We start from the raw sequence: 23523 nt of genomic DNA, 5'->3' as shown, positions 1-23523 counted from the left end.
TTCTATAATTAAAAAAAGTTTTACCTTTGCAGTCCCTAAATAGGGAAAAAAGGAGATAATTAATTAATGGCTAAAAAACAAGTAGCAGAAAAAGAATTAGCAGCTAAAACAGCTGAACTTCAGGGAGAAGGCGGACGCCTAACTGAAAAAGAAACTATTGAATCAGAAGCTGATTCAGTTTCGATCGAATCGATCAAATCATCATTGGCTACACCATCGGAAGATTTCGATTGGGATGCAGATGAAAAAGTTTTCGGTAATTACAATGATGCAGACCGTAAAAAGTTTGAAGATATGTATGCTGGAACATTCAATCAGATCACTAAAGGTGAAATCATCAGCGGTATCGTTGTTTCAATCAACAACAAAGATGTAGTATTAAACGTAGGTTTCAAATCAGACGGTTTAGTTTCTACTTCAGAATTCCGTGATACACCAGATCTTAAAATCGGCGATTCAGTTGACGTTTTCGTTGAAGCACCAGAAGATGCTAACGGTCAATTGATCCTTTCTCGCAAAAGAGCAAAAACCCAAAGATCATGGGAAGCAATTAACGAGGCTCTTGAAAATGATAGAATCATCAACGGTTTCGTTAAGAGCCGTACTAAAGGTGGTTTAATTGTTGATATCATGGGCGTTGAAGCTTTCTTACCAGGATCTCAAATTGATATTAAACCAATCCGCGATTACGATGTATACGTGGGTAAAACAATGGAATTCAAAGTTGTTAAAATTAACCATGAGTTTAAAAACGTAGTCGTTTCTCATAAAGTGTTAATCGAAGACGATTTAGAAAGCCAAAAAGTAGAGATCGTTTCTAAATTAGAAAAAGGTCAGGTATTGGAAGGTACTGTTAAAAACATTACTGATTTCGGTGTGTTCATCGATTTAGGTGGTGTTGATGGTTTACTTCACATTACTGATATTTCTTGGGGCCGCATAGAGCATCCAAAAGAAGTATTATCATTAGATGAAAAAATCAACGTAGTTGTTTTAGATTTCGATGATGAGAAAAAACGTATCGCTTTAGGCTTGAAACAATTAACTCCACACCCTTGGGAGAACTTAAGCACCGACATCCAAGTTGGTTCTAAAGTAAAAGGAAAAATCGTAACTGTTGCAGATTACGGTGCTTTCTTAGAAATCATCCCAGGTGTTGAAGGTCTAATCCACGTTTCTGAAATGAGCTGGTCACAAAACTTAAGAAATCCACAAGAATTCTTAAAAGTTGGTGATGAGATCGAAGCTGAAGTTTTAACTTTAGACAGAGACGAGCGCAAAATGAGCTTAGGTATTAAACAATTATCTAACGATCCATGGCAAGAAGTTGCTGCTAAATTCCCAGTTGGAAGCAAGCACCAAGCAACTGTTAAAAACATGACTAACTTCGGTGTTTTTGTTGAAATCGAAGAAGGTATTGATGGTTTAATCCACATCTCTGATTTATCTTGGTCTAAAAAAGTAAACCACCCTAATGAATTCACTAAAGTTGGTGATGTATTAGACGTTGTTGTTTTAGAACTTGATGTTGATAACCGTAAATTAAGCTTAGGCCACAAACAACTGGAAGAAAACCCTTGGGATACTTTCGAAACGATCTTCACTTTAGATTCGGTTCACCAGGGAACAGTTGTTAAAGTAACTGATAAAGGTGCTGTTATTGCTTTACCATATGGTGTAGAAGGTTTCGTACCAACTAAACACATGGTTAAAGAAGACGGTACTTCAGTTAAAGCTGAAGAAACTAACGACTTCAAAATCATCGAGTTTAACAAAGAAGCTAAACGCATCGTTGTTTCTCACGCCCGTATTTGGGAAGAAGTTAAAGCTGAAGCTGTAGCAGAAGAAAGAGCAACTAAGAAAAAAGAAGCTAAAGCTGCTGTAACTGCTGTTAAAAAAGTTAAAGATTCTGTAGAGAAATCTACTTTAGGAGATTTAGACGTATTGGCTCAATTGAAATCGCAATTAGAAGGCGAAGAAAGCAAAGCTAAAAAAGGCTAGTTCTTTTTAACTGATCATATTAATCCCGATAGCGAAAGTTATCGGGATTTTTTTTGATTATTTTTTGCCACAGAGAACGTGGCTTTATCCATTACCCCGATTGATCGTCATTTCGAGCGCAGTGAAACGAAGTCGAGAAATCTAATTAGCAGATCTCTCCATTTCGCTGCGCTTCAGTCGAGATGACGATTTGCCTATTAAATTAACACTTCAAGCTATGTTTTATGTAACAAAGTAATTCGCCCTACCAAACCTTCCCTTTCATCCGTCTATAATTATTACTTTTGAAAAGGAAAATCCCTTATAATGAAGAAATTTATCTTTTTGTTTTTATCAATTATTTCGTTTAAACTTTCTGCACAGGAAATAAACATCATCCCACAACCTGTAAGTATTAAAACAGGAAAAAACACGGAAAAATTTATCATTGATCAAAACACAGAAATTATTTCAAATGATTCTTTATCAAATTCAGCTTTATTTCTACAAAATTATATTCAACAATTTTATAATATAAAACTTCGGATTAACCCTAATTCAACAAACAAAAAAAACGTAGTCAAATTAGAAATAATTAGTCGGTTATTAAAAAACTTAAACGAATACGAGCTTATAAGCAACAACAATCAAACAATAATTTATGCCTGTTCAGAAAATGGACTTTTTTACGGTATTCAAACATTAATTCAGTTGATACCTGAGACAAAATCTCAATTACAAATCCCTGCAGTTTCCATTACCGATTACCCACGCTTCGATTATCGAGGTATGCATCTGGATGTAAGTCGCCATTTTTTTGACGTAGCCTTTGTAAAACAATACATCGATTATTTAGCGCTTCATAAAATGAATTATTTTCATTGGCATTTAACTGATGACCATGGCTGGAGAATAGAGATCAAAAAATATCCCAAGCTTACGGAAATCGGTGCCTGGAGAAATGGTAGCATTATTGGCTTATGGCCCGGACAAGGAAACGAGCATATAAAATATCAGGTATTGCCGGCAGAGGTAAAAATTACACCAAAAGATGCCCTCATTAAAACTGATGGTATTCGTCATGGCGGTTATTACACACAAGAACAGATTAAAGATGTGGTTGATTATGCTGCTAAACGTTACATCACCATCATTCCAGAAATAGAAATGCCTGCACATAGCATGGCCTTATTGGCTGCATACCCAGAATTAGGCACGGAGCCCGGCAAAAAATACGAAGTTGCCCAAACATGGGGAATGATGAATAAATACAACAATGTACTTCAGGCTTCTGATACGACTTTTAAATTTCTGGAAAATGTATTAACTGAGGTAATGGCTTTGTTCCCCTCGCAATACATCCATATTGGCGGCGATGAAGCCTCAAAAGTATGGTGGAAACGATCTGCTGTTTCGCAAGAGATTATGAAGGCCAATGGTCTGAAAAATGAAAGTGAGCTACAGAGTTATTTCATCCGCAGGATTGAAAAATTTGTAAACAGCAAAGGCAAAACCATTATTGGTTGGAACGAAATTTTACAGGGCGGTTTAGCCCCTAATGCAGTTGTAATGAGCTGGCAAGGCGAAAAAGGTGGTATAGATGCGGCAAAACAAAATCATAAAGCCATTATGACACCCGAAGATAAGATGTATTTCAATCATGGTCAGTTCTTAAAAGAAGATAGCTTAACCGCAAATAAATTTTCGCCTTTAATTGATGTTTACAATTACGAACCTGTACCAGCTGAATTAAGTGCCGAGCAGGCTAAATACATTTGGGGCGCACAGGGCTGTTTATGGAGTGAGTACATTACCAATCCGGCAAAAGTACAATACCTGCTTTTTCCAAGATTAGATGCCTTGAGCGAAATTTTGTGGAGCCCGAAAGAAAAACGGAATTATCCAGATTTTCAAAAAAGGCTAAAAACACAGTTTAAACGCTATGATTTAATGGGGATTACTTATTCTAAAAGGTACTTAGAAAATTAATGCCTTTTTTAAAAGAAGCGTCTTTTAACGTTGGTCTATTATCAAATAAAATGCAATCTTTGCATTAAAAATTAAACCATGCGTAAACTATTTGCCGTCCTTTCTACTATCCTAACCTTATTTGCCATTAAAGAAACGGTCTATGTATTTACTTCTAATGAAACAGACATGGTTAAGCAAAAAGCCATTATGATTGTAATTGCTTTAAGCGTTACCATACCGTTAATTATTTTAACACTTTGGCTTTGGTCGCCAGGCAGAAAGAAAAATGGTCAACAAAATTAAGCTATAAACTTACTTTTCAATTCGGGTGTTGGTACCCAGCAACTCTCCTGCCTGCCCCACCATCTGTAACGGTTTTTGGCAATAATATCGTAAACCCAATCGCGGATAAATTTGGGAACAATGAGAAATGCATAAAGAAGTGAAATTAATCCATTAAGTTTTCGGGCTACACGCAATGCCGCTGAAGATTTAGTATACAGTTTTCCATCCTCCAGCAATAAAATGGTATTCAACTTTCCTAAATCAGCGTTAAATTGCGGTAGAATTTCTTTGGCGTAATCACCTTGTAGCGCCGTAAATTTGAATTTATCCTTTTTATCGTGCGCAATAACAAACTGAACCGATGCATTGCAAAGATTACAAACACCATCGAAAAAGATTATTGGTTGCTGAATCATATACCGTAAAAATAAAGCTTTTTAATCCAATAAATATCTGACGAATGTCTAATAAACATTAATTGGTAAGTGGAGCAGAAATATTTGATGGATATTACACGTTGGTTTTTGCCCCCCCGAATAATTGCAGAAACTGACCCGCTAAACCGGATGGAAACAGCAGCTTACGATTGAAAATCGGGACTACAGTGTACAGCCGGACCAACATTAAGATAAAAAACAACTATTTCTTTCCAAAAACATTGCACAAAGAAAAACCGATTTTTAAATGTTGTAACAGAACAATTTAACTATCAAAAAATAAAACAATCGATCTTCAACTTTCTTACCTTAAAACATTTTTATATATTTGCCCAATCCTTCTTCAATGCAAAAGAAAACACTTCTTGACGGACAAAAAATTCAGATTACAATTAAGAGGCTCTGCCATCAATTAATTGAAAACCACGACGATTTCGCAAATACCGTTTTAATTGGTATCCAGCCAAGGGGTATTTTTTTGGCAGATCGCATTCATCAGGATCTTCAACAGATTCTAAAAAACAAGAAAATTTTAAAGGGAAACCTTGATATTACTTTCTTTAGAGATGATTTCCGCCGTAAAGACGGATTGGTTACCGCAAGCAGTAACTCGATCGATTTTATTATCGAAGGCAAAAAAGTAATCTTAATTGATGATGTACTTTGGACCGGCAGAACCATTAGGGCAGCGCTTGACGCCCTACTTGCCTATGGCCGCCCAGAGAAAGTTGAACTTTTGGTTTTAATAGACCGTAGGTTTAGCAGACATTTACCTATCGAGCCCGATTATATTGGGCATCAGGTAGATAGTTTAAACTCGCAACAGGTAAAAGTAACCTGGGCGAGCGAAGGAAGTGAAGATAAAGTGATTTTAATATCCGAAAATACTAAATAAAAATGGCAGCAGAAAAACTATCAACCCGACATCTTTTAGGCATTAAAGATATTAACCGGAATGATATCGAATTGATTTTCGAAACTGCAGATAATTTCAAGGAAGTGATTAACAGGCCAATAAAAAAGGTTCCTTCACTCCGTGATATTACCATTGCCAATATCTTTTTCGAAAACTCTACCCGTACCAAACTTTCGTTCGAACTTGCTGAAAAAAGGCTTTCGGCCGATGTGGTCAATTTCGCCGCTTCCTCTTCATCGGTGAGCAAAGGTGAAACCCTGATCGATACGGTAAACAATATCTTATCCATGAAAGTGGATATGGTGGTGATGCGCCACCCATATGCAGGTGCTGGTCAGTTTTTAAGTAAACACGTTAAAGCGCAGATTGTAAATGCCGGAGACGGTGCGCACGAACATCCAACACAAGCCTTACTTGATGCTTTCTCTATCCGTCAGAAATTGGGTGATGTAGCTGGTAAAAAAGTGGTAATTGTGGGTGATATCCTGCACTCACGTGTAGCCATCTCAAACATCCTGTGCCTGCAGCGCTTAGGCGCCGAGGTAATGGTTTGCGGACCAACAACTTTAATCCCAAAACACATCCACCAGCTTGGAGTAAAAGTTGAACATAATTTAATTAAAGCCCTGAACTGGTGCGATGTAGCAAACATGCTCCGTATTCAATTGGAGCGCCAGGACATTAAATATTTCCCATCATTAAGGGAATACGCCATGATGTACGGCTTAAACAAACAGATCTTAGATAACCTCGATAAAGAAATCATTGTCATGCACCCTGGCCCGATAAACAGAGGGGTTGAGATTACCAGCGATGTGGCCGACAGCAAACAATCGATCATTTTAGAGCAGGTAGAAAACGGAGTAGCAATAAGAATGGCTGTGCTGTATTTGTTGGCAAGCCAGGGATAGTTAGTTCAATCGTTCATTGGTCACTGGTTTACTAGTGCAGAGTCCAAAATCTAGCATCTTGCCGAAAGGACTAAGTCCAGCGTCTTTTTAGAAATGTATTAGTAAATAGTCCATTGCTAATAGCCTATGGCAATTTACCAATTTATATCATTGACCAGTTAACCCTTCTACCAGATTGCTTTGTTGACTGAAAGCCGCCTCGGAATGACGGATGCGGCGGCACGAATGAACTATTGACGAATGAACCAATGAACCCTTATCGGATGCGGCGGCACCAATGACGAATGAACCAATGACCAATGAACCCTATCATTTTTCCACATTCGTTCACCCCTTAATACCAAACCAAAAATCCTATCGTTAATTTGTGTTATTAACAGATGTTAATTACTTCTGTTGATAAGCTTTGATACTATTTCTAATTTAGTACCAACCATATTTGAAACCAATGCAGAAAAAATACTTACTAATTCCGCTACTTTTAGCAGGAAGTTTTAGCACCTACGCTCAGGTTAGCGCAGTGCAGAACCTCAACAAAAACTATCAAACGGGCTTAGAATTATTAGACAAAGAAAAATACACAGCAGCCGCACAACAGTTTAAACTTGTTGAGCTGCAACGTTATAAACCTTCTACCCAAACGGAGAGTAATGCTGAATTATCTTTACTGAAAGAGAATGCAAAATTTTACGCTGCTGTTTGTGCACTAGAGCTAACCAATAGCGATGCCGAAAGTTTGTTTCAGGCATTTATCCGCGATTATCCGTTAAACCCGAACACCAAACTGGCTTATTTCTACGTTGGAAAAACTTATTTCAACCAGAAAAACTATAAAAAAGCTTTAGAATGGTTCGAAAAAACAGATCCTTCTACGCTTTCAGGCAAACAAAGAAACGAATACCAGTTTAAACAAGGTTACGCTTATTTCGAACTTAAAGACTACGACAAAGCTGAACCTTTATTCGAAAAAGTTAAAAAAGAAGAAGGCGATTTTCAGGAAAGCGCCACTTACTACTTTGCTTACATCAATTACTTAAACAAAGAGTATAAAACGGCATTGGCCAACTTCGAAAAGTTAAAGGGCTCTCCTACTTACGAGGCGAGTTATCCATACTACATCACTTCGATGTATTACCTTGACGAGCGTTATGATGATGTAATCAGCTATGCTTTAGCAGCCATTCAAAAAACCAAACAACAGTTCGAGCCAGAAATGTTGAGTTTGGTCGCAGCATCGTACTTTGCAAAATCTGAATTCAAAAATGCTGAAAAGTATTTCGCCGAATATTATGCAAAAGATAAAAGCGAAACCAAAAACAACCTCTTCATTTACCAATACGGCTACTCTTTGTTCCAGAATAAGAAATATAAAGAGTCGGTTGCTGTTTTAGAAAAACTAAATACCGATGATGTTTACCTTCAAAATGGAATGCATACTTTGGGTAAAGCCTTTATTCAATTGGGCGATAAACCAAAAGCGCAGAGTGCTTTTTTCAGGGCATCGCGTTTAAGTTTTGACAAGGGTATACAGGAGGAAGCTTGGTTAAACTATGCCAAATTAAGTTACGAACTAGAATTCCACCAACAAGCCTTAGAGGCTACACAGGGCTTCCTAAAAACTTTCCCGAAATCGCGTAAAATAAACGAAGCCAAAACTTTATTGGGCGAAGTTTTATTAACCACCAAAAACTATCAGGCGGCTGTAGATATTTTAGAACCTATTCCGGATAAAAACCTTGAAGCTAAAGAAGCTTACCAAAAAGTAACCTATTTCCGTGGGTTAGAATTTTATAACGAAAGAGCATTCCCGAATGCATTATCGATGTTTTTACGTTCTGAAAAGTTCCCTGAAGACAACGAGATCAATGCGCTAAACACTTACTGGAAAGCTGAATCGATGTACGAGCTGCGTAAGTTTGGTGAAGCAGTTACCACTTTCGAAAAATTCTTAAAAATGCCAGATGCCGATAAAACCGGTGTTTACAATTTTGCGAACTACGCTTTGGCCTATGCAGCGTTCGAAGATGAGAAATACAGCAAAGCAGCTACTTATTTCGAAAAATTCCTCGCGGGTAGTGATAAAGACCAAAAAACGATTGATGATGCCACCATCCGTTTAGCCGATTCATATTTCGTAAACAAAAACTATGGTGATGCAATGGCAAACTACAACAAGATCATCAGCCGCAAAACCACTTCGGAAGATTACGCCACTTTCCAGAAAGGAATGATCCAGGGGTTGGAAACGCAATATGATGCGAAAATTGCTACTATGCAGAGCCTGTTGAATGCTTTTCCAAATTCTAATTACGCTGATGATGCTGGTTTCGAAACCGCTTATACGTATTTCAACAAGGGCGATTTTGATAAATCTAAATCAGACCTTGTAGCCCTGGTAGCTAAATATCCACGCAGCAGTTATGTGGCAAAAGCGCTGGTAACCATCGGTTTGGTTCAATACAACCAGGATCAGGACGATGCCGCTTTAGAATCGTTCAAAAAAGTAATCCGCGATTATCCTACTGCCGATGAAGCCAAACAGGCAATGGAATCGATCAAAAACATTTATGTAGATCGCGGCGATGCAAATGGTTTTATCGCTTACGCAGCTACTACTCCACTTGGAAATTATTCAGGCTCGGAGCAAGACAATATCGTTTTTGCCGCAGCCAATAACACTTATTTAAAAGGCGATGCCAATGGTGCATTCCAGGCCGTAAATGCTTATTTTGATAAATTCCCTAAAGCGAACCATGAAAAAGAAGCTAAATTTATCAGGGCAGAATCGCTGGTGAAACTGGGCCGCCCGGATGAAGCCATTCCTGATTACGAATTTATCTTAAACGACTGGACGAGCGATTACACCGAACGCTCTTTGGTGAGTATATCAACATTGTTCTTAAATCAGAAGAAATACAACGAGGCCATTGTATACCTGAAAAGATTAGAAACTACCACCGATTACAAGTCGCACTATAGTTTTGCCATCAACAATTTGTTAAAGGCTTACACCGCTTTAAACATGCCTGATGACATGCTGAAATATGCACAGCTAACCAAAGAATCGGAAAAAGCTTCTGAGGAAGAAAAAAACAGTTCGAGCTTATATTCTGGTAAAGCCTACTTGTTAAAAGGCGATACCACCACAGCAATTAAGGAGTTTAAAAATGTAGTGGCCAAAACAAAAACCGTTGCCGCCGCAGAAGCAAAATATAATTTAGCTTTATTGGAATACAACAAAGGTGATTTCAAAACTTCGTCTAAAACCTGTTTCGATCTGGTTAACAACATGGCTGCTTACGATTACTGGGTAGCAAAGGCGTTTATCCTTTTATCTGATAATTATGTGGCCCTGAAAGATAATTTACAGGCAAAAAGTACTCTTCTCAGCATAATTGATAACTACGAAGGCAAGGATGATATCATCCCTACAGCCAAAGAAAAACTAGAAAAACTAAACCAGAAGAAGTAGCATTATGAAATCGATTAAATATATATATAGTTCACTGTTTTTTTTAGCTGCCGGATTAATGACTGCACAGGCGCAGGATAAAAAGGCCGATGAAAAAGCAGTAGTAAATGAAGAAATTGAAGTAGTTCGTCCATATAAACCAATTTTGGCCGAGGCTGTAAAGCTGAGACGAAGCCCGAATTTAGATGATGTTAAAACTTACAAAGCAAAATTGAACTACAGCATTTTGGATAGGAAGCTGGAGTTGAACAGCGATATCCAAAAGTTACAGGCACAGGCTTTGGCGGAAGAAAAAGAAAGCATACTGGTTAACAACTATGTAAAAGGTGCATTCGGGTCGTTGGCTACCCTTTTGGGCGAAGCTTATTTTAACACCGGTAAAGATGAAGGTTTACAGCTTGGTGGATACTTTAAACATTTTAGTCAGGAAGGAAAGCTGAACAAGCAGAATAGCAGTAACCAACAATTAAGTGTTTTTGGCCGCAGTATCTTAGATCAAAACACAGTTAGTGGCCGCATTAATTTTGAACGTAATGGCACCTATTTTTATGGTTTAGATGATACCAGACCTACGTTAAATCCTAACCCTGATAAACAGGCCTTAACCACCATTGAACTGGAAGGTGAGCTGGTAAAAAACTTTACAGAAGATGAAGATGCTTTTAGTTATGCTTTAAAAGCCAATGGCTATATCTGGAATGATAAATTCAGTGCAAAAGAAAACTACCTGAGCTTAAACGGTTATGTAAACAAACGCATTAACTCGTTAAACTTAGGTTTAGCCGCATCAACAGAATTTGGTAATAGCAAAGATGCTTTAACCAGCGTTGGCAATAACCTGTTGCGCTTAAATCCGTATATCCGTTTACAGGTTAAAGGTGCTAAAATTACAGCGGGGATTAATTTCGTACAGGAATTTGGTGCATTCAGCAGCTCTAAAATATTCCCTGCCGTTACGGCCGATTTCACTTTAATTCCAGATTATTTACAGGTTTTCGGAGAAGTTAAAGGTGATGTAAACAGAAACTCGTTAAAAGGCTTTACCGATGAAAACCCTTGGTTAAACAGCAACGTTGTAGTTAAAAACACGGTTGAAAAGTTAAGTTTCAGCGCTGGTATTAAAGGAACCGGCGGACCGGGTTTTGGTTACAAGGCACGCGTATATGTAAAACAGTTTGATGATATGCCTTTGTTCGTGAACAACTTTACTGATTTCAACAAATTTGATGTGATATACGATTTCGGTAAAACCAAATTAACAGGCTTAGAAGGTGAGATTTCTGTTCAGGTAAGCGACGCCTTAAAATGGACAGGTAAATTAAATATCGACGATTGGAAACCTGCCTCAGAAACCTACTCTTGGTTTAAACCGGGTTTAAAAGTAAGTTCTAACTTTGTTTATACCTATAATAAAAAACTAAGCTTTAATGCTGCTGTGGTAATTCAGGATGATATTAAAGCAAAAGTATATACCGGCGCTCCTGTTCCCGCTTCACAATACATAATTCCCAATACCAATATCGAACTTATTGAAACGGTTAAAGGTTATGTAGATTTAGGCCTTGGTGCTGATTACCGCATCAACAAAAAATTCTCTGTTTTTGCTAAAGCAAACAATATCTTAAATACAAACTACAGCAGGTATTTGTACTATCAGGTAAACGGATTTAATATTTTCGGAGGATTAACGTATTCGTTTTAAGCGATAAAATTGTAAAATTCTTTTTTTCAATCTGATATGCCTTTAAGTTTAATCTTAAAGGCATATTTTTTTATGAGTAAGCCAAACCGAAAACACAAGCGTATAAAACAATACTTATAGTTATTTAAACCTATACCCTATCCCTATCCTAAAAACCTGATTGGTCTGTTTAAAAGAGCCCAAACTATTGGTCACCTTGTATGGAGACAACCATTGGTAGCTTCCATTGATATCAAATTGTTTAATGTGAATACTGATGCCGCCGGTAAACCCTATATTTACCTTATTGTTTACTGTATTTACTAAGGTCGAGTCGATTTGCTTGCTATGGTATAATGTATCACGCGGATCGGCTATCGGGTTTAATTTGGTTATCATTTCAGACTGCTTGCCCATAAAACTAATTACCGGACCTGCTTTAACACTTATATGTTTTGAAAGCCTATAGGCAGCTGTTAAAGGAATATCCATGGTAATCACTTTTCGTGTAGCTGCAATTGTAAACGGTGGTAGCGAATCGGGGCGGTAATAACTTGGATGTGTAAATTCTCCTGCAATTTTATGATAGCTATTTACATTTGCGCCAACAGAGAATTGCCATTTTTTGCTTAATGAATAAGCACCCGATATGCCGGCATAAAAACTACTGTTGCCTTTCTGCACATTCATTCCTGTTGTTACACCATAACTATATGTAGGCACTATAATTTCGCTTTCTTGTTTAATTTTAGTCGTTTTGATTTTTGGTAATCTAACATTTTTTACCTTTGTGGTTTTACCTACGGTGGTGCGGTCTGCTTTATTGTTGCTTCCCATCCTACTGTTATTTATTGAGGATGCATTTAGTAAAACGACAGGGGAATAGGCTTGTAAAACGGCCCTTTGGTTTAAAATGGAAACAGGTGAAGCAAGCTGTTTAAAAAATCCATTTTTTTCCTGATAACTATTCGGCATTAATAACATATTTTGTCCGATCCCAAATGGACGATTAACGTTCTGGTCCTTAGATTGATGACCATCAACTTTTGAGCTAGGCTTTGGCAAGCTCGAACTTAAATTTTCAAACCGTCCAAAATGATCAGGTCTTTGTGTACCATCGTGTTTGTTTTTAATAGGTGAAACAACATTCGGTTTCGCGGTAGATGAAATAACGTTGTCATTCACATGTTTTACAACCAAAGCAGAATCATTGTCAACGCCTTTATTTTGCGCCACAACATGATCAATTGCATTTCCATTCTGATCAATACTATCCTTAATTATAATCGTATCGGCCAAATTGCTGTAATTTATCACCTTACTACTATCAACAACTACTGAATCGAGAATTGCGGGTTTAACTTTATTTTCTATTTCTTTCTGTTTATTTTTTGATTTCAGAACTGTAAAGTAACCTACAGTAGAAACCGCAGCAGCTACAGACAGCGTATACCCAATTATTTTAAAAAGTTTGGCTCCTGTAGATAAATTAGGGCCATGGCCACCAATCGTACTAATCGGCATCTGCTCATTAAGCAGTTTGTGCATACCTGCCCATGAAGCATCCGAAGCATCCTGAATTGGCAGACTATCAAATTTATTGCGCCAGAGTTTATGATACCATGCTGAATTTCTCATCTTCTTTTTATGTTTTCAGTTGGTTTATCAATTGCTGAGGAAGCTAACATTGTCCTCAACTGTTTCTTTGCTTCCGAGAGGTGCCACCTTGATGTACTCTCGGTAATATTCAAATGTTCTCCAATTTCCTTATGCGAATAGCCATCTATAACCGAAAGGTTAAAAACCAACTGGGTAGCGGTTGGCAACAGGCGTATCAATTTTAGGAGATCTTCCACAAAAAGTTTATCTAACACAGACGGCTGGATAAAGATTTCTTCTAATTCATCTTGACTGATTGTTTCATTAAACTTCGCCTCTCTTCGGCCAATATCAATACACGACCTTACCATCACTGTCCTAATCCAGGCACCAAATTCTCCTTTTTTAGCATCGAAAGTATGGATATGCTGAAAAACCTTCAAAAAACCAATACTCAGCGCATCATGCGCCAGATCATCTGATTTTAAATAACGAAAACATATCCGCAGCATATCGGCATAGTAAAGCTTATAGAGACCTTCCTGTGCTTGCCGTTCATTGGCCTTGCAGCCTCTGATTAGTTTAGTATCCTGCTTAAAAAAAAGGTTCATCCATTTGGTTCGGTAAGCGTTTTTTCATGGTGTTATAACAAGGTTACGCAGTGGATATGAAAAACGCTGGGTTAAAATTAATTTATTTTTTATGGATAGATTTTATTTTCGACCAAGCGTTTTCAGCGTAGGCATCGTATAATCTAATAAACCCTGCTCTATGCGCCATAAAGAAAGCTATAACCGACACAACGAGTGGTACAATGAACATTTTCCGTCCGAAAGTGCTAAAAGCGATTTTTATGGAAAGGTAAGGGCTACAGGCAAAAACAATGTTGCGCAGTGGCTGCAGCAACTATTTTTCAGTTGTCTTGATCCGCTTCTGGACAGAAAAGACCGAAGTTGGCTTACTATAGGAGATGCATATGGATTTGATGCGCAGTATATTCTAAACTCAGGCAATAAAGCATTGGCAACCGATCTTAATACCGATTTTTTAAATGTTGCACTAAAAGAGGGAATTATTAATGCCTGTGCTGCAGAAAATGCAGAAAAGCTATCGCGAGAAGACAATAGCTTTGATTTTGTGCTTTGCAAAGAATCTTACCACCATTTCCCCAGGCCATATGCTGCAATGTACGAGATGATCAGAGTGGCCAGATCAGCTGTGGTAGTGATGGAGCCGCAAGATCCCGTAACAAAAATGCCTTTACTATTAATGTTAAGCAATCTTTTTGCCCAAAACAGGCAATTTATTAACAAATTATGGAAAAACCGTTTTTCATTTGAGCCTGTTGGAAATTTTGTATACAAGGTTTCTGAACGGGAATTTGAAAAACTGGCCGCAGGTTTAGGCCTGCCAATGGTCGGTTTCAAAAAAATCAATCCAAATTACTGGTTTAAAGGGGCAGAATCAATATCAACCGATCAATACAACAGGCAGTTTTTCTTCATCAAAATGAAGAAGTTTCTTTTTGATACCCTCTTTAAACTAAGGGTTATGCCCTCACAAGTGTTAACGACAGTTATTTTTAAACAATTACCTGATGGGCACACGATTAATCTGCTTAAGAAAAGCGGTTACCATTTGGTTTACATTCCTCAAAACCCTTATTTAAATTAAACGATACCCACTCTTATCATTTCACACATATCTAAATAACATGAAAATCAACTCAACACCTAAAACCCTTTATTTTTTCTCAATCTTAATGTTACTAGGATTTTTGATCCTAACTTATTTTTTTTATCCCCGTGTGTTATGGAGCGAGTTCTTCGCATCAGCAGCTATTTTTTTGCCTATTGCAGTTGGGATAATTATTTCCGCTATTCTTTTATTTCTGGGCATATACCTGATAATCAAAGGCATAAACCATGGAAAAGAGAAAAAACACGTTAGATATTTATAGCCACATTAAACTGATTCCAACCACCGAAGCGATCAATCTATACATGATTAAAGAAGCTGACTTACTACCAATTCTGCTCTGTGGGCAGATATTTCGATGGGATTTTTTATATTCGGAAAATGTATCCTTGTACCTTAGTGGTTAAATAAATTATAAAAAAACCGCTTATTAAGCTAATGGTTTCACAAAAGAACAAAATCACCCCTTCTAGAATACGCTCCAATGAAAATATTTAATGTAAATCCGATCACAATAAATGAATACATCTACAATGATCAATATTTAAAGGAAAGCAGAACATCATACGATTATCAATCCGGCTTTGAAATTACCGGAGAGAAAGTTGGAGAAATAAACACAATGTTCATCACTTTCGACATCCTTTACTGTGTAGACGCGATCACAGATGATAAAGAAATTGTTAGCACCACGGGGCCAAACACATGGGACATTAATGTTTCATTTTCAATTGGTGATGAGGTATTTATCTCTTATAAAAGCTCTTGTCAGTTTAACTTCGAAAGTGAAGGCTTTGATGCTGATATGGCTTCTTTAACTGATTTTTTAATGGATTATCAAGCGCATACCAGATCATTTTTTAATCAATACGGATATAAGCCCTTAATCGCAATTGAAGAAGAAACGCGAAAACAACAGCCCCTACTGGCCGATGCTGAAATAGCAATCGAAAACTTAAGGGCGAATAATATGTACGAGTTTTAACGCAACCTGCTTCAGCTATAAAAAGCACTTATCTTGCAAAACGTCTATATTATAGACTTACTTCCGGTTGATTATTTATCCCACCACACCCTTGCAGTAAGCACATCGCCTCCAGTTATCCTGGCTACAGCATCTTTATAGTTTTGCGGGTTGTTCAGCACCTCTGTTGAAAGATAGATCATCCGGCGGGGAATAGTGCCATTGGTAACGTTGCCTTTATAATTGATGGGGATAAGTTTAGGGTAATCGCTCCTTTTCCAGTTTAGCCAGGCTTCTATGAAATTAAAATCAGTTCCTGTAGTAACCCAGTATTGTGTATTGATTGCGCTTAGTGCATTTTGTGTACTGCTTTCATCAAGTGGATTCTGGTTTACAAATGCAGTAATTATATTGGCATCAACCGCAGCTAAAGGATCCAGCTGTGCAAGCGATTGGATTGCGCCGGTTAAGCCATTGGTGTAGTGCAGGTTTGCAGTTCCGCTTATATTCCACCCTCTCACTTTAGCCTCTGCAAGCAAAAATTCAATTTCAGCGTAACTCAGGATAAAAATCGGACCACCTAGTTTAAGGTACATCGCAGTGCGTGGTCTGGAATATTTTCCGAGCGGAGCAAAATCACTTCCGCTACCTGTACCACCCGGATAGTTTGGCGAACGACTGATATCGGTGGCTCCACCCTGTAGATCGTATCCATTTGGCAACCCAAGCTGAACAGCTGCATCGGTATTTCCGCTTAAATTCTGATCTGCATTTTTGGCCAATCCATCTTTTGGTACTTCACCTATCACTTCCAACCTGGGGTCGTTGGTATTTTTTAACTGATCAATTAAGGTTTTACTCCACCGCACTTCCAAATAGTCGGAAAATGTTCTTAAAGCAAGCGATGTTCCATTTTGACTGTTAAAAGAGGAAGCATCGGTTAAAAGAATCGCATTGTCATTGATACTGTTAAAAGTTTTGCCCGCAGCTTTTTCGGTCCAAATTCTGGCCTTCTCCGGATCTACTTTCGTTAACCGCATGGCAATCCTAACCATTAACGAATAACCAAATTTTTTCCATTTACCGATATCGCCTTTATAAAAAAGATCAGCGCTTGGCCCGGGTTTTTCGGCATCCAATTGCGCGGTAGCCGTTTCGAGATCATTCAGCATTTGGGTATAAATATCTTCCTGACGATCGTAAACGGGATATTTAATACCTTGCATCGCTTTGACAGCCTGCGTATAGGGTACATCGCCATAAGTATCAGTAATCCGTTGCAAAATCAATACAAACATAATATCACCAATTGCAATCAGGTTTTTATAGGCCGCTGGATCTTTTAATCTGGCCAGTCGTTGCATCTCTCTGATGTAGGAAGCATCAGCATAACCTTCATCAAAAATACGACCCTGATAATCAGTAAAACTGCCCACGTTGATGTATTTATCACCATTGTTGTAATAATAATAAGTTGAGGCAAGCAACTGCATCATAGTACTCTGATACAGCAGTTGGTAATAACCCAAATTGGCATATTTTAACTGTGCCTGTGCAAGTAAGCTGTTGGGATCATAATTGTCTTCTGTGAGTTTGGTTGGATCGGTATTGATTTCGTCCAGCTTTTCCTTAGAACAACTGCCCATTAAAGCCAGGAAAAACGCACCCAAAACACATAACTTTCTCATGGCCATCTTATTTGAATTTAAAATTAAAATTAACCCCAAATGTAAGTGTTGCAGGCAATGAAGCCCCTTCTATCCCGGCATAACCCAATGTTGGCGAGAACTGCGACTCAGGATCTATATTTTTAGTGTATTTAAGCAAGGTAAACAGGTTCCGCGCCACCAGATCTATTCCTACACTACTAAAAGGTGTTCTTTTTAAAAAACGTTCGCTAAAAGAATAACCTAATGTGGCCTGCCTCAGCTTGATAAAACTGCCATTGAGTACCGATAATGCAGAAATATTGGTAGCCAGTTCAGGGTAATAGGCATAAGCTGGAACATTAATCGTGTTTTTCTGCCCATTTTCTAACACGCCATCGGCCACAATCCCCGTCTCCCTACCCACTAAAGTTGCCTTATTTAGGCCGAGCACATAACTGTAATATTCTGTTGCGGATAGGATTTTATTGCCAAAGCGATAATCGATCAAAAAGGAAAAACTAAACTGTTTATAGCTAAAACTGTTGCTTATCCCTCCATATAAAGTTGGCATGGTGCCACCCATAGGAATAAAATTACCCCGCTTAGGTATGCCATCCGATCCGATAATGATGTTTCCATTGGCATCCCGCAGATAATCGTAGGCCATAATCTGCGTGATCGGTTTACCAACCACCAGCGCAGTATTGGCATTTAATGGCCGATAGGTGCCCGTAAGGGTATAATTACTGTTACCATCGATAGAAAGCAGGGTATTTTTTACCTTGGTCATGTTAAAGTTGATCTGCCATTTGCCCGTTGTTGTAAGCAAGGGCGTATAGCCTAAAGCGAGTTCTATCCCTGCATTCCGGGTTTCGCCAAGGTTAACATAGGCGGAGGTAAAACCTGTGGTAACCGATTGTTTTGCATTAATAATTTCGTTGTGGGTAATGCGGTTGAAATAGGTAAAATCGACATCCAAACGGCTATTTAAAAATTTAAGGTCGAGGCCTGCCTCTATTTCACTCAGGGTAAACGGTTTTAAATTGTAATTGGGTAAATCTCCTGAAAAACCACCTACAGGCACACCATTTACCTGATTATCTACGGTATAATAAATCTGTGTGGTGTACGGAACAATAGGTTCGCCACTTGTTTTGGCAAAATCCAACCGCAATTTACCAAAATCGAGGGCTTTCAAATTCAACAGATCTGAAAAAATAAAACTGCCCGATACGCCGGGTACAAATATGCCCCGATTGTTAGCAGGCAAGGTAGAATAGATATCGTAACGTCCGGTAATGGAGAAGTTAAGATAACGCTGATAGCTGAGATCGGCAGTGTAATAAGCCGATTCGGTTACAATTCTGGATATGGCCAATGTTTTGGTACTGGTAATCAGATTTTCTGGTACATACAGATATGGCACTTTAAACTGCGATCCTTTCAGTTTTTCGGTATTGCCCTTTCTTTCGCGATAATTTGCGCCCATTGAAAATTCGAGGTTCAATTTATCGCTTAGCTTTCTGGTTGCACTAAACAAAATATCGCTATTGAGCTCTGAAGTATGGTTTTGATCATAGGCATTTATACCCCCCTGCCTGTTAATTGAAAATGCAGTGCCTGTAGGTAAAATACTCACCACCTCATCTTTACTCGAATCGTAGCCAATTCTGCCCTGCAGTGATGCCCAGCTGGCCAACTTATATTTTAATACGGCTGATGTGATATAACGGTTTCTATTGGCATAATCGGCCTGTTTGTTCATTAAAAAATAAGGATTGGTTTTATATTCATCCGCATTCCACCGCGTTTCAAATCCTGTTTCGGTATCAAAACCAGGGGCTAAGATCGATTGATCTAAACTGGTGGCTAAAGCTGAAATCCCATAATTTGCATTTAAAGGGCCATCGCTGAGGTAACTTTTGTTTTTGTTCCTTTCGTAAATGTAATTACCGGTGAAGCTCAGCGATATTTTAGGGCTTAGCGCTACTGTACCATAAAAATTCAGCGTTTTACGGTTTAGGGATCCATTGCTTAAAACAGAGTTGTAATCTAAATTAGAAACCGAAACACGATAGTTGTTATTGGTATTTCCACCAACCAGCGATAGTGTATTAATAAAGGCCGGAGCGGTGCGGTAAAAAGTCTGGATGTTACTTTTAACGGGAGCATAAGGGCGCATAGAGCCATCTACCTGAGGGCTTAATTTACCGTCCATAAGTTCTCCCCAGCTCAACAAACCCGTGGTAATTGCATTGTACAGATCGGCAGGACGTTTATTTTGTGTACCTTGGCCATATAAATATTGAAAATCGGTAGAATTAACCGGCACATCGCAGGCCAGGTTTGCGTTGTACTCCAGCTTTGGCTGGGTATTTTCTCCACCGCTTTTGAGATTAATGAGGATCACACCATTTGCAGCCCTGGCGCCATATAAAGCCGAAGCAGCCGAACCTTTCAATATCGTAATGGTTTCAATATCATCTGGATTGATATTACTAATGCCATCGCCATAATCGGCCCCGCCATATTCATTTGCACTTCCACGAATACTGTTATCAATGGGAACACCATTTACGATAAATAACGGAGAGGCAGCAGTCATACTGGAAACACCACGGATGAGTATGCGTGCCGCAGATCCCGGGCCACCGTTTACACCGGTAATGTTAAGTCCAGCTACCCTACCCTGTAGCGCCATAATCATATTACTTTCTCTTGCCTTGGCGATGGAAGAACCTTTAATGCTAGTTAAAGCATAGCCAACTTTTTGATTGTCTTTTTCGATACCCAAAGCCGTAATTACAACCTCTTTTAAAAAACGGACACTATCAGAATCCATTTTTCCTTCGGCATTTTTTCTGATTACGATTAAATTATTCGGCAAAAGAGAATAGGAATAACCACTATTGCGCAGCAATTGATCGATCACCTTTATGGCCTCCTCTTCTTCTACCTGGATTGATACCTGATGTTTAGGGATTTTAGATTCACTGTAGGCGAAATGATAAACAGTTTGTTGTTGTATAGCTTCTACAACCTGCTCAAAATTTGCTCCGTTAAAATTTAAGGTTACTTTAGTTTGCGCATTGGCACATAGCGGAAAAATCAATCCAATTAACAATATGATTCTCTGCGCACAATTCATGGCTACAAATATACATTGCTTAATTGTTTGTGCTAACGATAGATATAGACATTTTTCCCCTTTATGGAATAATTGAAATTTTCGATCAGCTTTAGCACATTTAAAGCTTCGGCGATGGTTTCTTTATCCACATGTCCGGTAAATTTCATCGTTTTAAGATCAGCTTCTTTAAAGGTTATTTTAACATCGTACCAGCGCTCAAAAAGCCTGGCAATTTCATCAAAACGGTTGTTTTTATAGATGAGTTCGTGGTTTGTCCATGCGGTTTCCATTACTTTGTCGGTCCCTGTTACACTAAAATGGGTGAGCTGGCTTAAATTGGGTTTGCTACCCACCAGGGTAAATTTATCGTTTGGCTTTAAGATAAAAGTTTGCTTGGTATTATTTTTAAGCGAGATGGCTACGCTTCCCCTGATTAATGTAGTTTCGGTAAAAGTATCATTCTGGTAAGCCTTAACATCGAAGGCAGTACCCAGTACTTTTACCGCCAATTGCTCGGTGTGTACAATAAAAGGGTGTTTAGGGTCTTTTTTAACATCAAAAAATGCCTCACCAGATAAGTAAACATCCCTGGTATCTGTATTAAAGTGATCAGGGTATTTTAAGCTGCTCCCCGAATTCATTTTCACGGTAGAGCCATCGGCCAGTACAATGGTTTTAATTTCGGTTGCCCTGGTTTGCGCTTGTTTCAATACCAGCTGATCTGTTTTATTGAAGAAAATAGCCTCTCTGTTATACACCAAAACACCAGCCAAACCAATTGCTACAACGGCAGCGATTTTTAGCCAAACACGGTAACCTTTGTTTTTGGCAACCTTTAAACTGGGTTCACCTGGAACTTGGATCCGGGCGCTGATCCGATCAAAAACAAGATCGATATTTTCTTCTTCAGCTGTTTCAGATTCAAAATAAGTTTGTAGCTGTTTATATTCTGTTCTAAGCACTTCGTTATCGGCTAAAATCGATTTCAGTTCAACAGATTCATCAGGTGAAATTTCACCGGCCAATTGTTTTCCAAGCAATTCTGTAAATCTTTGATCTGTCATTTTTTTTCCGCCCTTTATAATATGTTCCTTTTTCTGTTAAAATTGCCTACAAAAAATAAAAAAAAGATAAAGTACCCACTAAGATAATCAGGGAGATCATTTTTCCAAGTTTTTTTTCATCCGGACCTTTGTTTTGTAAGGGCTGTAATATTAAGCGGAGTTTTGCAATGGCCCTGAACAATTGGGTCTGCACCGTTCGGGGTGAAATGTTCAGCAGTTCTGCTACTTCCTTATATTTCATTCCACTTTCTTTGATCAACCTAAAAACTGTAGCGGCCTGAGGTGCCAAACCAGCAATGGCAAAATCAAGTTGCCGGTGCAGTTCTTTGGTTTCCAAAATATACTCCGGCGTTTGTGCTGTTACCGAAATATCCTCTTCCGCATCTACTAAATCGATAAACGTAATTGAAGAATTTTTTTTGAGGTATTTGAGTGATTGATTTTTTACTGCGATAAAAAAATAACTTTCGGGATTTAATACATGGGCACTTGTTGCGCGGTTTTCCCAGCATTTAACAAATACCTCCGTAACCAGGTCTTCTGCAGCCTGTTTATCAACCACATAGTAAATAGAAAATTTGATCAACCTGCTGTATAGAAAGCGGTAAAGTTGCTCGAAAGATTTTATGTCATCCTCAAGGCAAATCTTATTCCATAAAACGACTAGATCTGGCTTAGCTGCTTTCAACTTGGTTAGTTTGGTGAATCAAATGTAAGGTAATAAAAAATATTTCATAAAAAAATCTTCCCGCTGTAGGCAATTTAACAAAAAAAGGACTCTTCATTCGGTGCCTTAATAAGGCGCAGCCATTTATAGATCTATTGAAGCAGAAAACAATGAATAAAAACAAATATGTGATGGGCATTGATATCGGGGGTTCGCACATTACAGCTGCCGTACTCGATATGCAGCAGCGGAACATTCTTAAAAATTCCTACACGCGCGAGCGGGTTGACTCGCACGGCCCAACAGAACAGATTATCCACACCTGGTGCAGTGCAATTAAAGCAGCTTATAAAAAGGTAGATATCCAAATTGGCCGTTTGGGTATTGCCATGCCAGGCCCATTCGATTATGACAATGGTATCTCTTATATCGCAGGCAATGATAAATATGCCGCTTTTTATGGACTAAACGTAAAAGACATGCTGGCCAGTGAACTTCAGATTGGCCGGGATCAGATTTTGATGAGTAACGATGCTGCTTGTTTTTTGGCCGGAGAAGTATTTGCGGGTGAGGCAGGTGCCTATCAGCACCTGATTGGCATTACATTGGGAACAGGTTTAGGAAGTGCGGTTTACAATCAGGGAAAAATTGATGATGCCAATTTATGGTGTGCTCCTTTTTTAGATGGCATAACAGAAGATTATCTTTCTACCCGATGGTTTTTAAAACGTTATTATGAGCTCACAGGATTTAATATTCTGAATGTTAGAGAACTGGCCAAACTTTACGACGATAACCAAACCGTGCGGAAAATATTTGCTGAGTTTAGCCATAACCTTGGGCTTTTCCTCAAAAAATTTCAACAGGATAATGCTGCTGAAGCCATTGTAATCGGTGGTAATATTGCCAACGCCTCCAACCGCTTCATTCCCGGTGTGGTTAAATACCTCCATTCGCAGGGTATCACTTCTCCAATACATATTTCGAAATTGAATGAAGATGCGGCCTTGGTTGGAGCTGCGGGTTGCTGGTCTACACAGACATTTAAAACGATCGAAAAAATCTAACAAAAAATTATTTAAAAATAATTCAATTCCCT

At 38.5% G+C, this 23523-nt stretch carries 17 protein-coding genes; 10 read left to right on the top strand and 7 right to left on the bottom strand.

Translation table 11 applies throughout. The features are described from left to right. Positions 1-66: 66 nt before the first annotated feature. The 3 genes from rpsA to LQ201_RS25185 all read left to right on the top strand — a co-directional run bounded on the left by rpsA (position 67) and on the right by LQ201_RS25185 (position 4254). Complete coding sequence (gene rpsA, locus LQ201_RS25195) at positions 67-2001, top strand: 30S ribosomal protein S1 (protein WP_029279370.1); 1935 nt, start codon at positions 67-69, stop codon at positions 1999-2001. A 306-nt stretch (positions 2002-2307) separates the two neighbouring features. Beyond that, positions 2308-3969, top strand: coding sequence for a beta-N-acetylhexosaminidase (locus tag LQ201_RS25190; RefSeq protein ID WP_230146432.1), 1662 nt, complete (start codon positions 2308-2310; stop codon positions 3967-3969). 78 nt (positions 3970-4047) lie between these two features. Next, complete coding sequence (locus LQ201_RS25185) at positions 4048-4254, top strand: hypothetical protein (protein WP_230146433.1); 207 nt, start codon at positions 4048-4050, stop codon at positions 4252-4254. On the opposite strand, the gene LQ201_RS25180 is transcribed toward LQ201_RS25185, so the two are convergent. Further along, the gene (locus tag LQ201_RS25180; protein ID WP_230146434.1) at positions 4251-4652 is read right to left on the bottom strand and encodes a thiol-disulfide oxidoreductase DCC family protein; all 402 of its coding nucleotides are present in this window, start codon (positions 4650-4652) and stop codon (positions 4251-4253) included. The two genes, LQ201_RS25185 and LQ201_RS25180, sit on opposite strands and share 4 nt — an antisense overlap. A 367-nt stretch (positions 4653-5019) precedes the next feature. On the opposite strand from LQ201_RS25180, the gene pyrR reads away from it, so the two are divergent. The 4 genes from pyrR (at position 5020) to LQ201_RS25160 (ending at position 11674) form a co-directional block, all read left to right on the top strand. Beyond that, positions 5020-5568, top strand: a complete 549-nt coding sequence (gene pyrR, locus LQ201_RS25175) for a bifunctional pyr operon transcriptional regulator/uracil phosphoribosyltransferase PyrR (protein ID WP_029279357.1) — start codon at positions 5020-5022, stop codon at positions 5566-5568. A gap of 2 nt (positions 5569-5570) precedes the next feature. Further along, on the top strand, positions 5571-6500 hold the full coding sequence (locus LQ201_RS25170) for an aspartate carbamoyltransferase catalytic subunit (protein WP_057933671.1): 930 nt from the start codon (positions 5571-5573) through the stop codon (positions 6498-6500). A 448-nt stretch (positions 6501-6948) separates the two neighbouring features. After that, on the top strand, positions 6949-9972 hold the full coding sequence (locus LQ201_RS25165; RefSeq protein WP_230146435.1) for a tetratricopeptide repeat protein: 3024 nt from the start codon (positions 6949-6951) through the stop codon (positions 9970-9972). A gap of 4 nt (positions 9973-9976) precedes the next feature. Then, positions 9977-11674 (top strand): TonB-dependent receptor, encoded by a 1698-nt coding sequence (locus LQ201_RS25160; RefSeq protein WP_230146436.1) that lies wholly within the window; start codon positions 9977-9979, stop codon positions 11672-11674. Positions 11675-11794: 120 nt separating this feature from the next. On the opposite strand, the gene LQ201_RS25155 is transcribed toward LQ201_RS25160, so the two are convergent. Beyond that, positions 11795-13291, bottom strand: coding sequence for a hypothetical protein (locus tag LQ201_RS25155; protein ID WP_230146437.1), 1497 nt, complete (start codon positions 13289-13291; stop codon positions 11795-11797). Next, entirely contained in the window at positions 13288-13863 is a 576-nt protein-coding gene (locus LQ201_RS25150) for an RNA polymerase sigma factor (RefSeq protein WP_230146438.1), read from the bottom strand. The genes LQ201_RS25155 and LQ201_RS25150 overlap by 4 nt, the downstream gene beginning before the upstream one ends. A 160-nt stretch (positions 13864-14023) precedes the next feature. On the opposite strand from LQ201_RS25150, the gene LQ201_RS25145 reads away from it, so the two are divergent. Continuing rightward, on the top strand, positions 14024-14926 hold the full coding sequence (locus LQ201_RS25145) for a class I SAM-dependent methyltransferase (protein ID WP_230146439.1): 903 nt from the start codon (positions 14024-14026) through the stop codon (positions 14924-14926). A gap of 508 nt (positions 14927-15434) precedes the next feature. Next, positions 15435-15935 carry a hypothetical protein gene (locus LQ201_RS25140; protein ID WP_230146440.1) on the top strand — a complete coding sequence of 167 codons (501 nt, stop codon included), beginning with the start codon at positions 15435-15437 and terminating at the stop codon, positions 15933-15935. A 71-nt stretch (positions 15936-16006) separates the two neighbouring features. Here LQ201_RS25140 and LQ201_RS25135 read toward each other — a convergent pair whose 3' ends face one another. The 4 genes from LQ201_RS25135 to LQ201_RS25120 are packed head-to-tail and all read right to left on the bottom strand — an operon-like array spanning position 16007 to position 22445. Further along, positions 16007-17602: a SusD/RagB family nutrient-binding outer membrane lipoprotein gene (locus LQ201_RS25135; protein WP_230146441.1), complete on the bottom strand. Its 1596-nt coding sequence runs from the start codon at positions 17600-17602 to the stop codon at positions 16007-16009. A 7-nt stretch (positions 17603-17609) separates the two neighbouring features. Continuing rightward, complete coding sequence (locus LQ201_RS25130; protein ID WP_230146442.1) at positions 17610-20711, bottom strand: SusC/RagA family TonB-linked outer membrane protein; 3102 nt, start codon at positions 20709-20711, stop codon at positions 17610-17612. Between the two features lie 32 nt (positions 20712-20743). Next, positions 20744-21757 carry a FecR family protein gene (locus LQ201_RS25125; RefSeq protein ID WP_230146443.1) on the bottom strand — a complete coding sequence of 338 codons (1014 nt, stop codon included), beginning with the start codon at positions 21755-21757 and terminating at the stop codon, positions 20744-20746. 46 nt (positions 21758-21803) lie between these two features. Next, positions 21804-22445, bottom strand: a complete 642-nt coding sequence (locus LQ201_RS25120) for an RNA polymerase sigma-70 factor (RefSeq protein ID WP_230146444.1) — start codon at positions 22443-22445, stop codon at positions 21804-21806. 149 nt (positions 22446-22594) lie between these two features. Here LQ201_RS25120 and LQ201_RS25115 point away from each other — a divergent pair, with 149 nt between their 5' ends. Beyond that, positions 22595-23491 carry an ROK family protein gene (locus LQ201_RS25115; protein WP_230146445.1) on the top strand — a complete coding sequence of 299 codons (897 nt, stop codon included), beginning with the start codon at positions 22595-22597 and terminating at the stop codon, positions 23489-23491. Positions 23492-23523: the final 32 nt, after the last annotated feature.

This window comes from Pedobacter sp. Bi126 (genome assembly GCF_918698245.1).
Lineage (GTDB): Bacteria > Bacteroidota > Bacteroidia > Sphingobacteriales > Sphingobacteriaceae > Pedobacter.
Note: the sequence above shows the minus strand (reverse complement) of the source record. Positions and strands in the feature narration are given on the sequence as shown.

Bases quoted from the DNA above. Each gene is read 5' to 3' on its own strand.
- LQ201_RS25140 (WP_230146440.1), top strand. From the start codon at position 15,435: ATGAAAATATTTAATGTAAATCCGATCACAATAAATGAATACATCTAC.
- LQ201_RS25155 (WP_230146437.1), bottom strand. From the start codon at position 13,291: ATGAGAAATTCAGCATGGTATCATAAACTCTGGCGCAATAAATTTGAT.
- LQ201_RS25130 (WP_230146442.1), bottom strand. From the start codon at position 20,711: ATGAATTGTGCGCAGAGAATCATATTGTTAATTGGATTGATTTTTCCG.
- LQ201_RS25190 (WP_230146432.1), top strand. From the start codon at position 2,308: ATGAAGAAATTTATCTTTTTGTTTTTATCAATTATTTCGTTTAAACTT.
- pyrR (WP_029279357.1), top strand. From the start codon at position 5,020: ATGCAAAAGAAAACACTTCTTGACGGACAAAAAATTCAGATTACAATT.
- rpsA (WP_029279370.1), top strand. From the start codon at position 67: ATGGCTAAAAAACAAGTAGCAGAAAAAGAATTAGCAGCTAAAACAGCT.
- LQ201_RS25150 (WP_230146438.1), bottom strand. From the start codon at position 13,863: ATGAACCTTTTTTTTAAGCAGGATACTAAACTAATCAGAGGCTGCAAG.
- LQ201_RS25180 (WP_230146434.1), bottom strand. From the start codon at position 4,652: ATGATTCAGCAACCAATAATCTTTTTCGATGGTGTTTGTAATCTTTGC.
- LQ201_RS25165 (WP_230146435.1), top strand. From the start codon at position 6,949: ATGCAGAAAAAATACTTACTAATTCCGCTACTTTTAGCAGGAAGTTTT.
- LQ201_RS25170 (WP_057933671.1), top strand. From the start codon at position 5,571: ATGGCAGCAGAAAAACTATCAACCCGACATCTTTTAGGCATTAAAGAT.
- LQ201_RS25135 (WP_230146441.1), bottom strand. From the start codon at position 17,602: ATGAGAAAGTTATGTGTTTTGGGTGCGTTTTTCCTGGCTTTAATGGGC.
- LQ201_RS25115 (WP_230146445.1), top strand. From the start codon at position 22,595: ATGAATAAAAACAAATATGTGATGGGCATTGATATCGGGGGTTCGCAC.
- LQ201_RS25185 (WP_230146433.1), top strand. From the start codon at position 4,048: ATGCGTAAACTATTTGCCGTCCTTTCTACTATCCTAACCTTATTTGCC.
- LQ201_RS25160 (WP_230146436.1), top strand. From the start codon at position 9,977: ATGAAATCGATTAAATATATATATAGTTCACTGTTTTTTTTAGCTGCC.
- LQ201_RS25145 (WP_230146439.1), top strand. From the start codon at position 14,024: ATGCGCCATAAAGAAAGCTATAACCGACACAACGAGTGGTACAATGAA.
- LQ201_RS25125 (WP_230146443.1), bottom strand. From the start codon at position 21,757: ATGACAGATCAAAGATTTACAGAATTGCTTGGAAAACAATTGGCCGGT.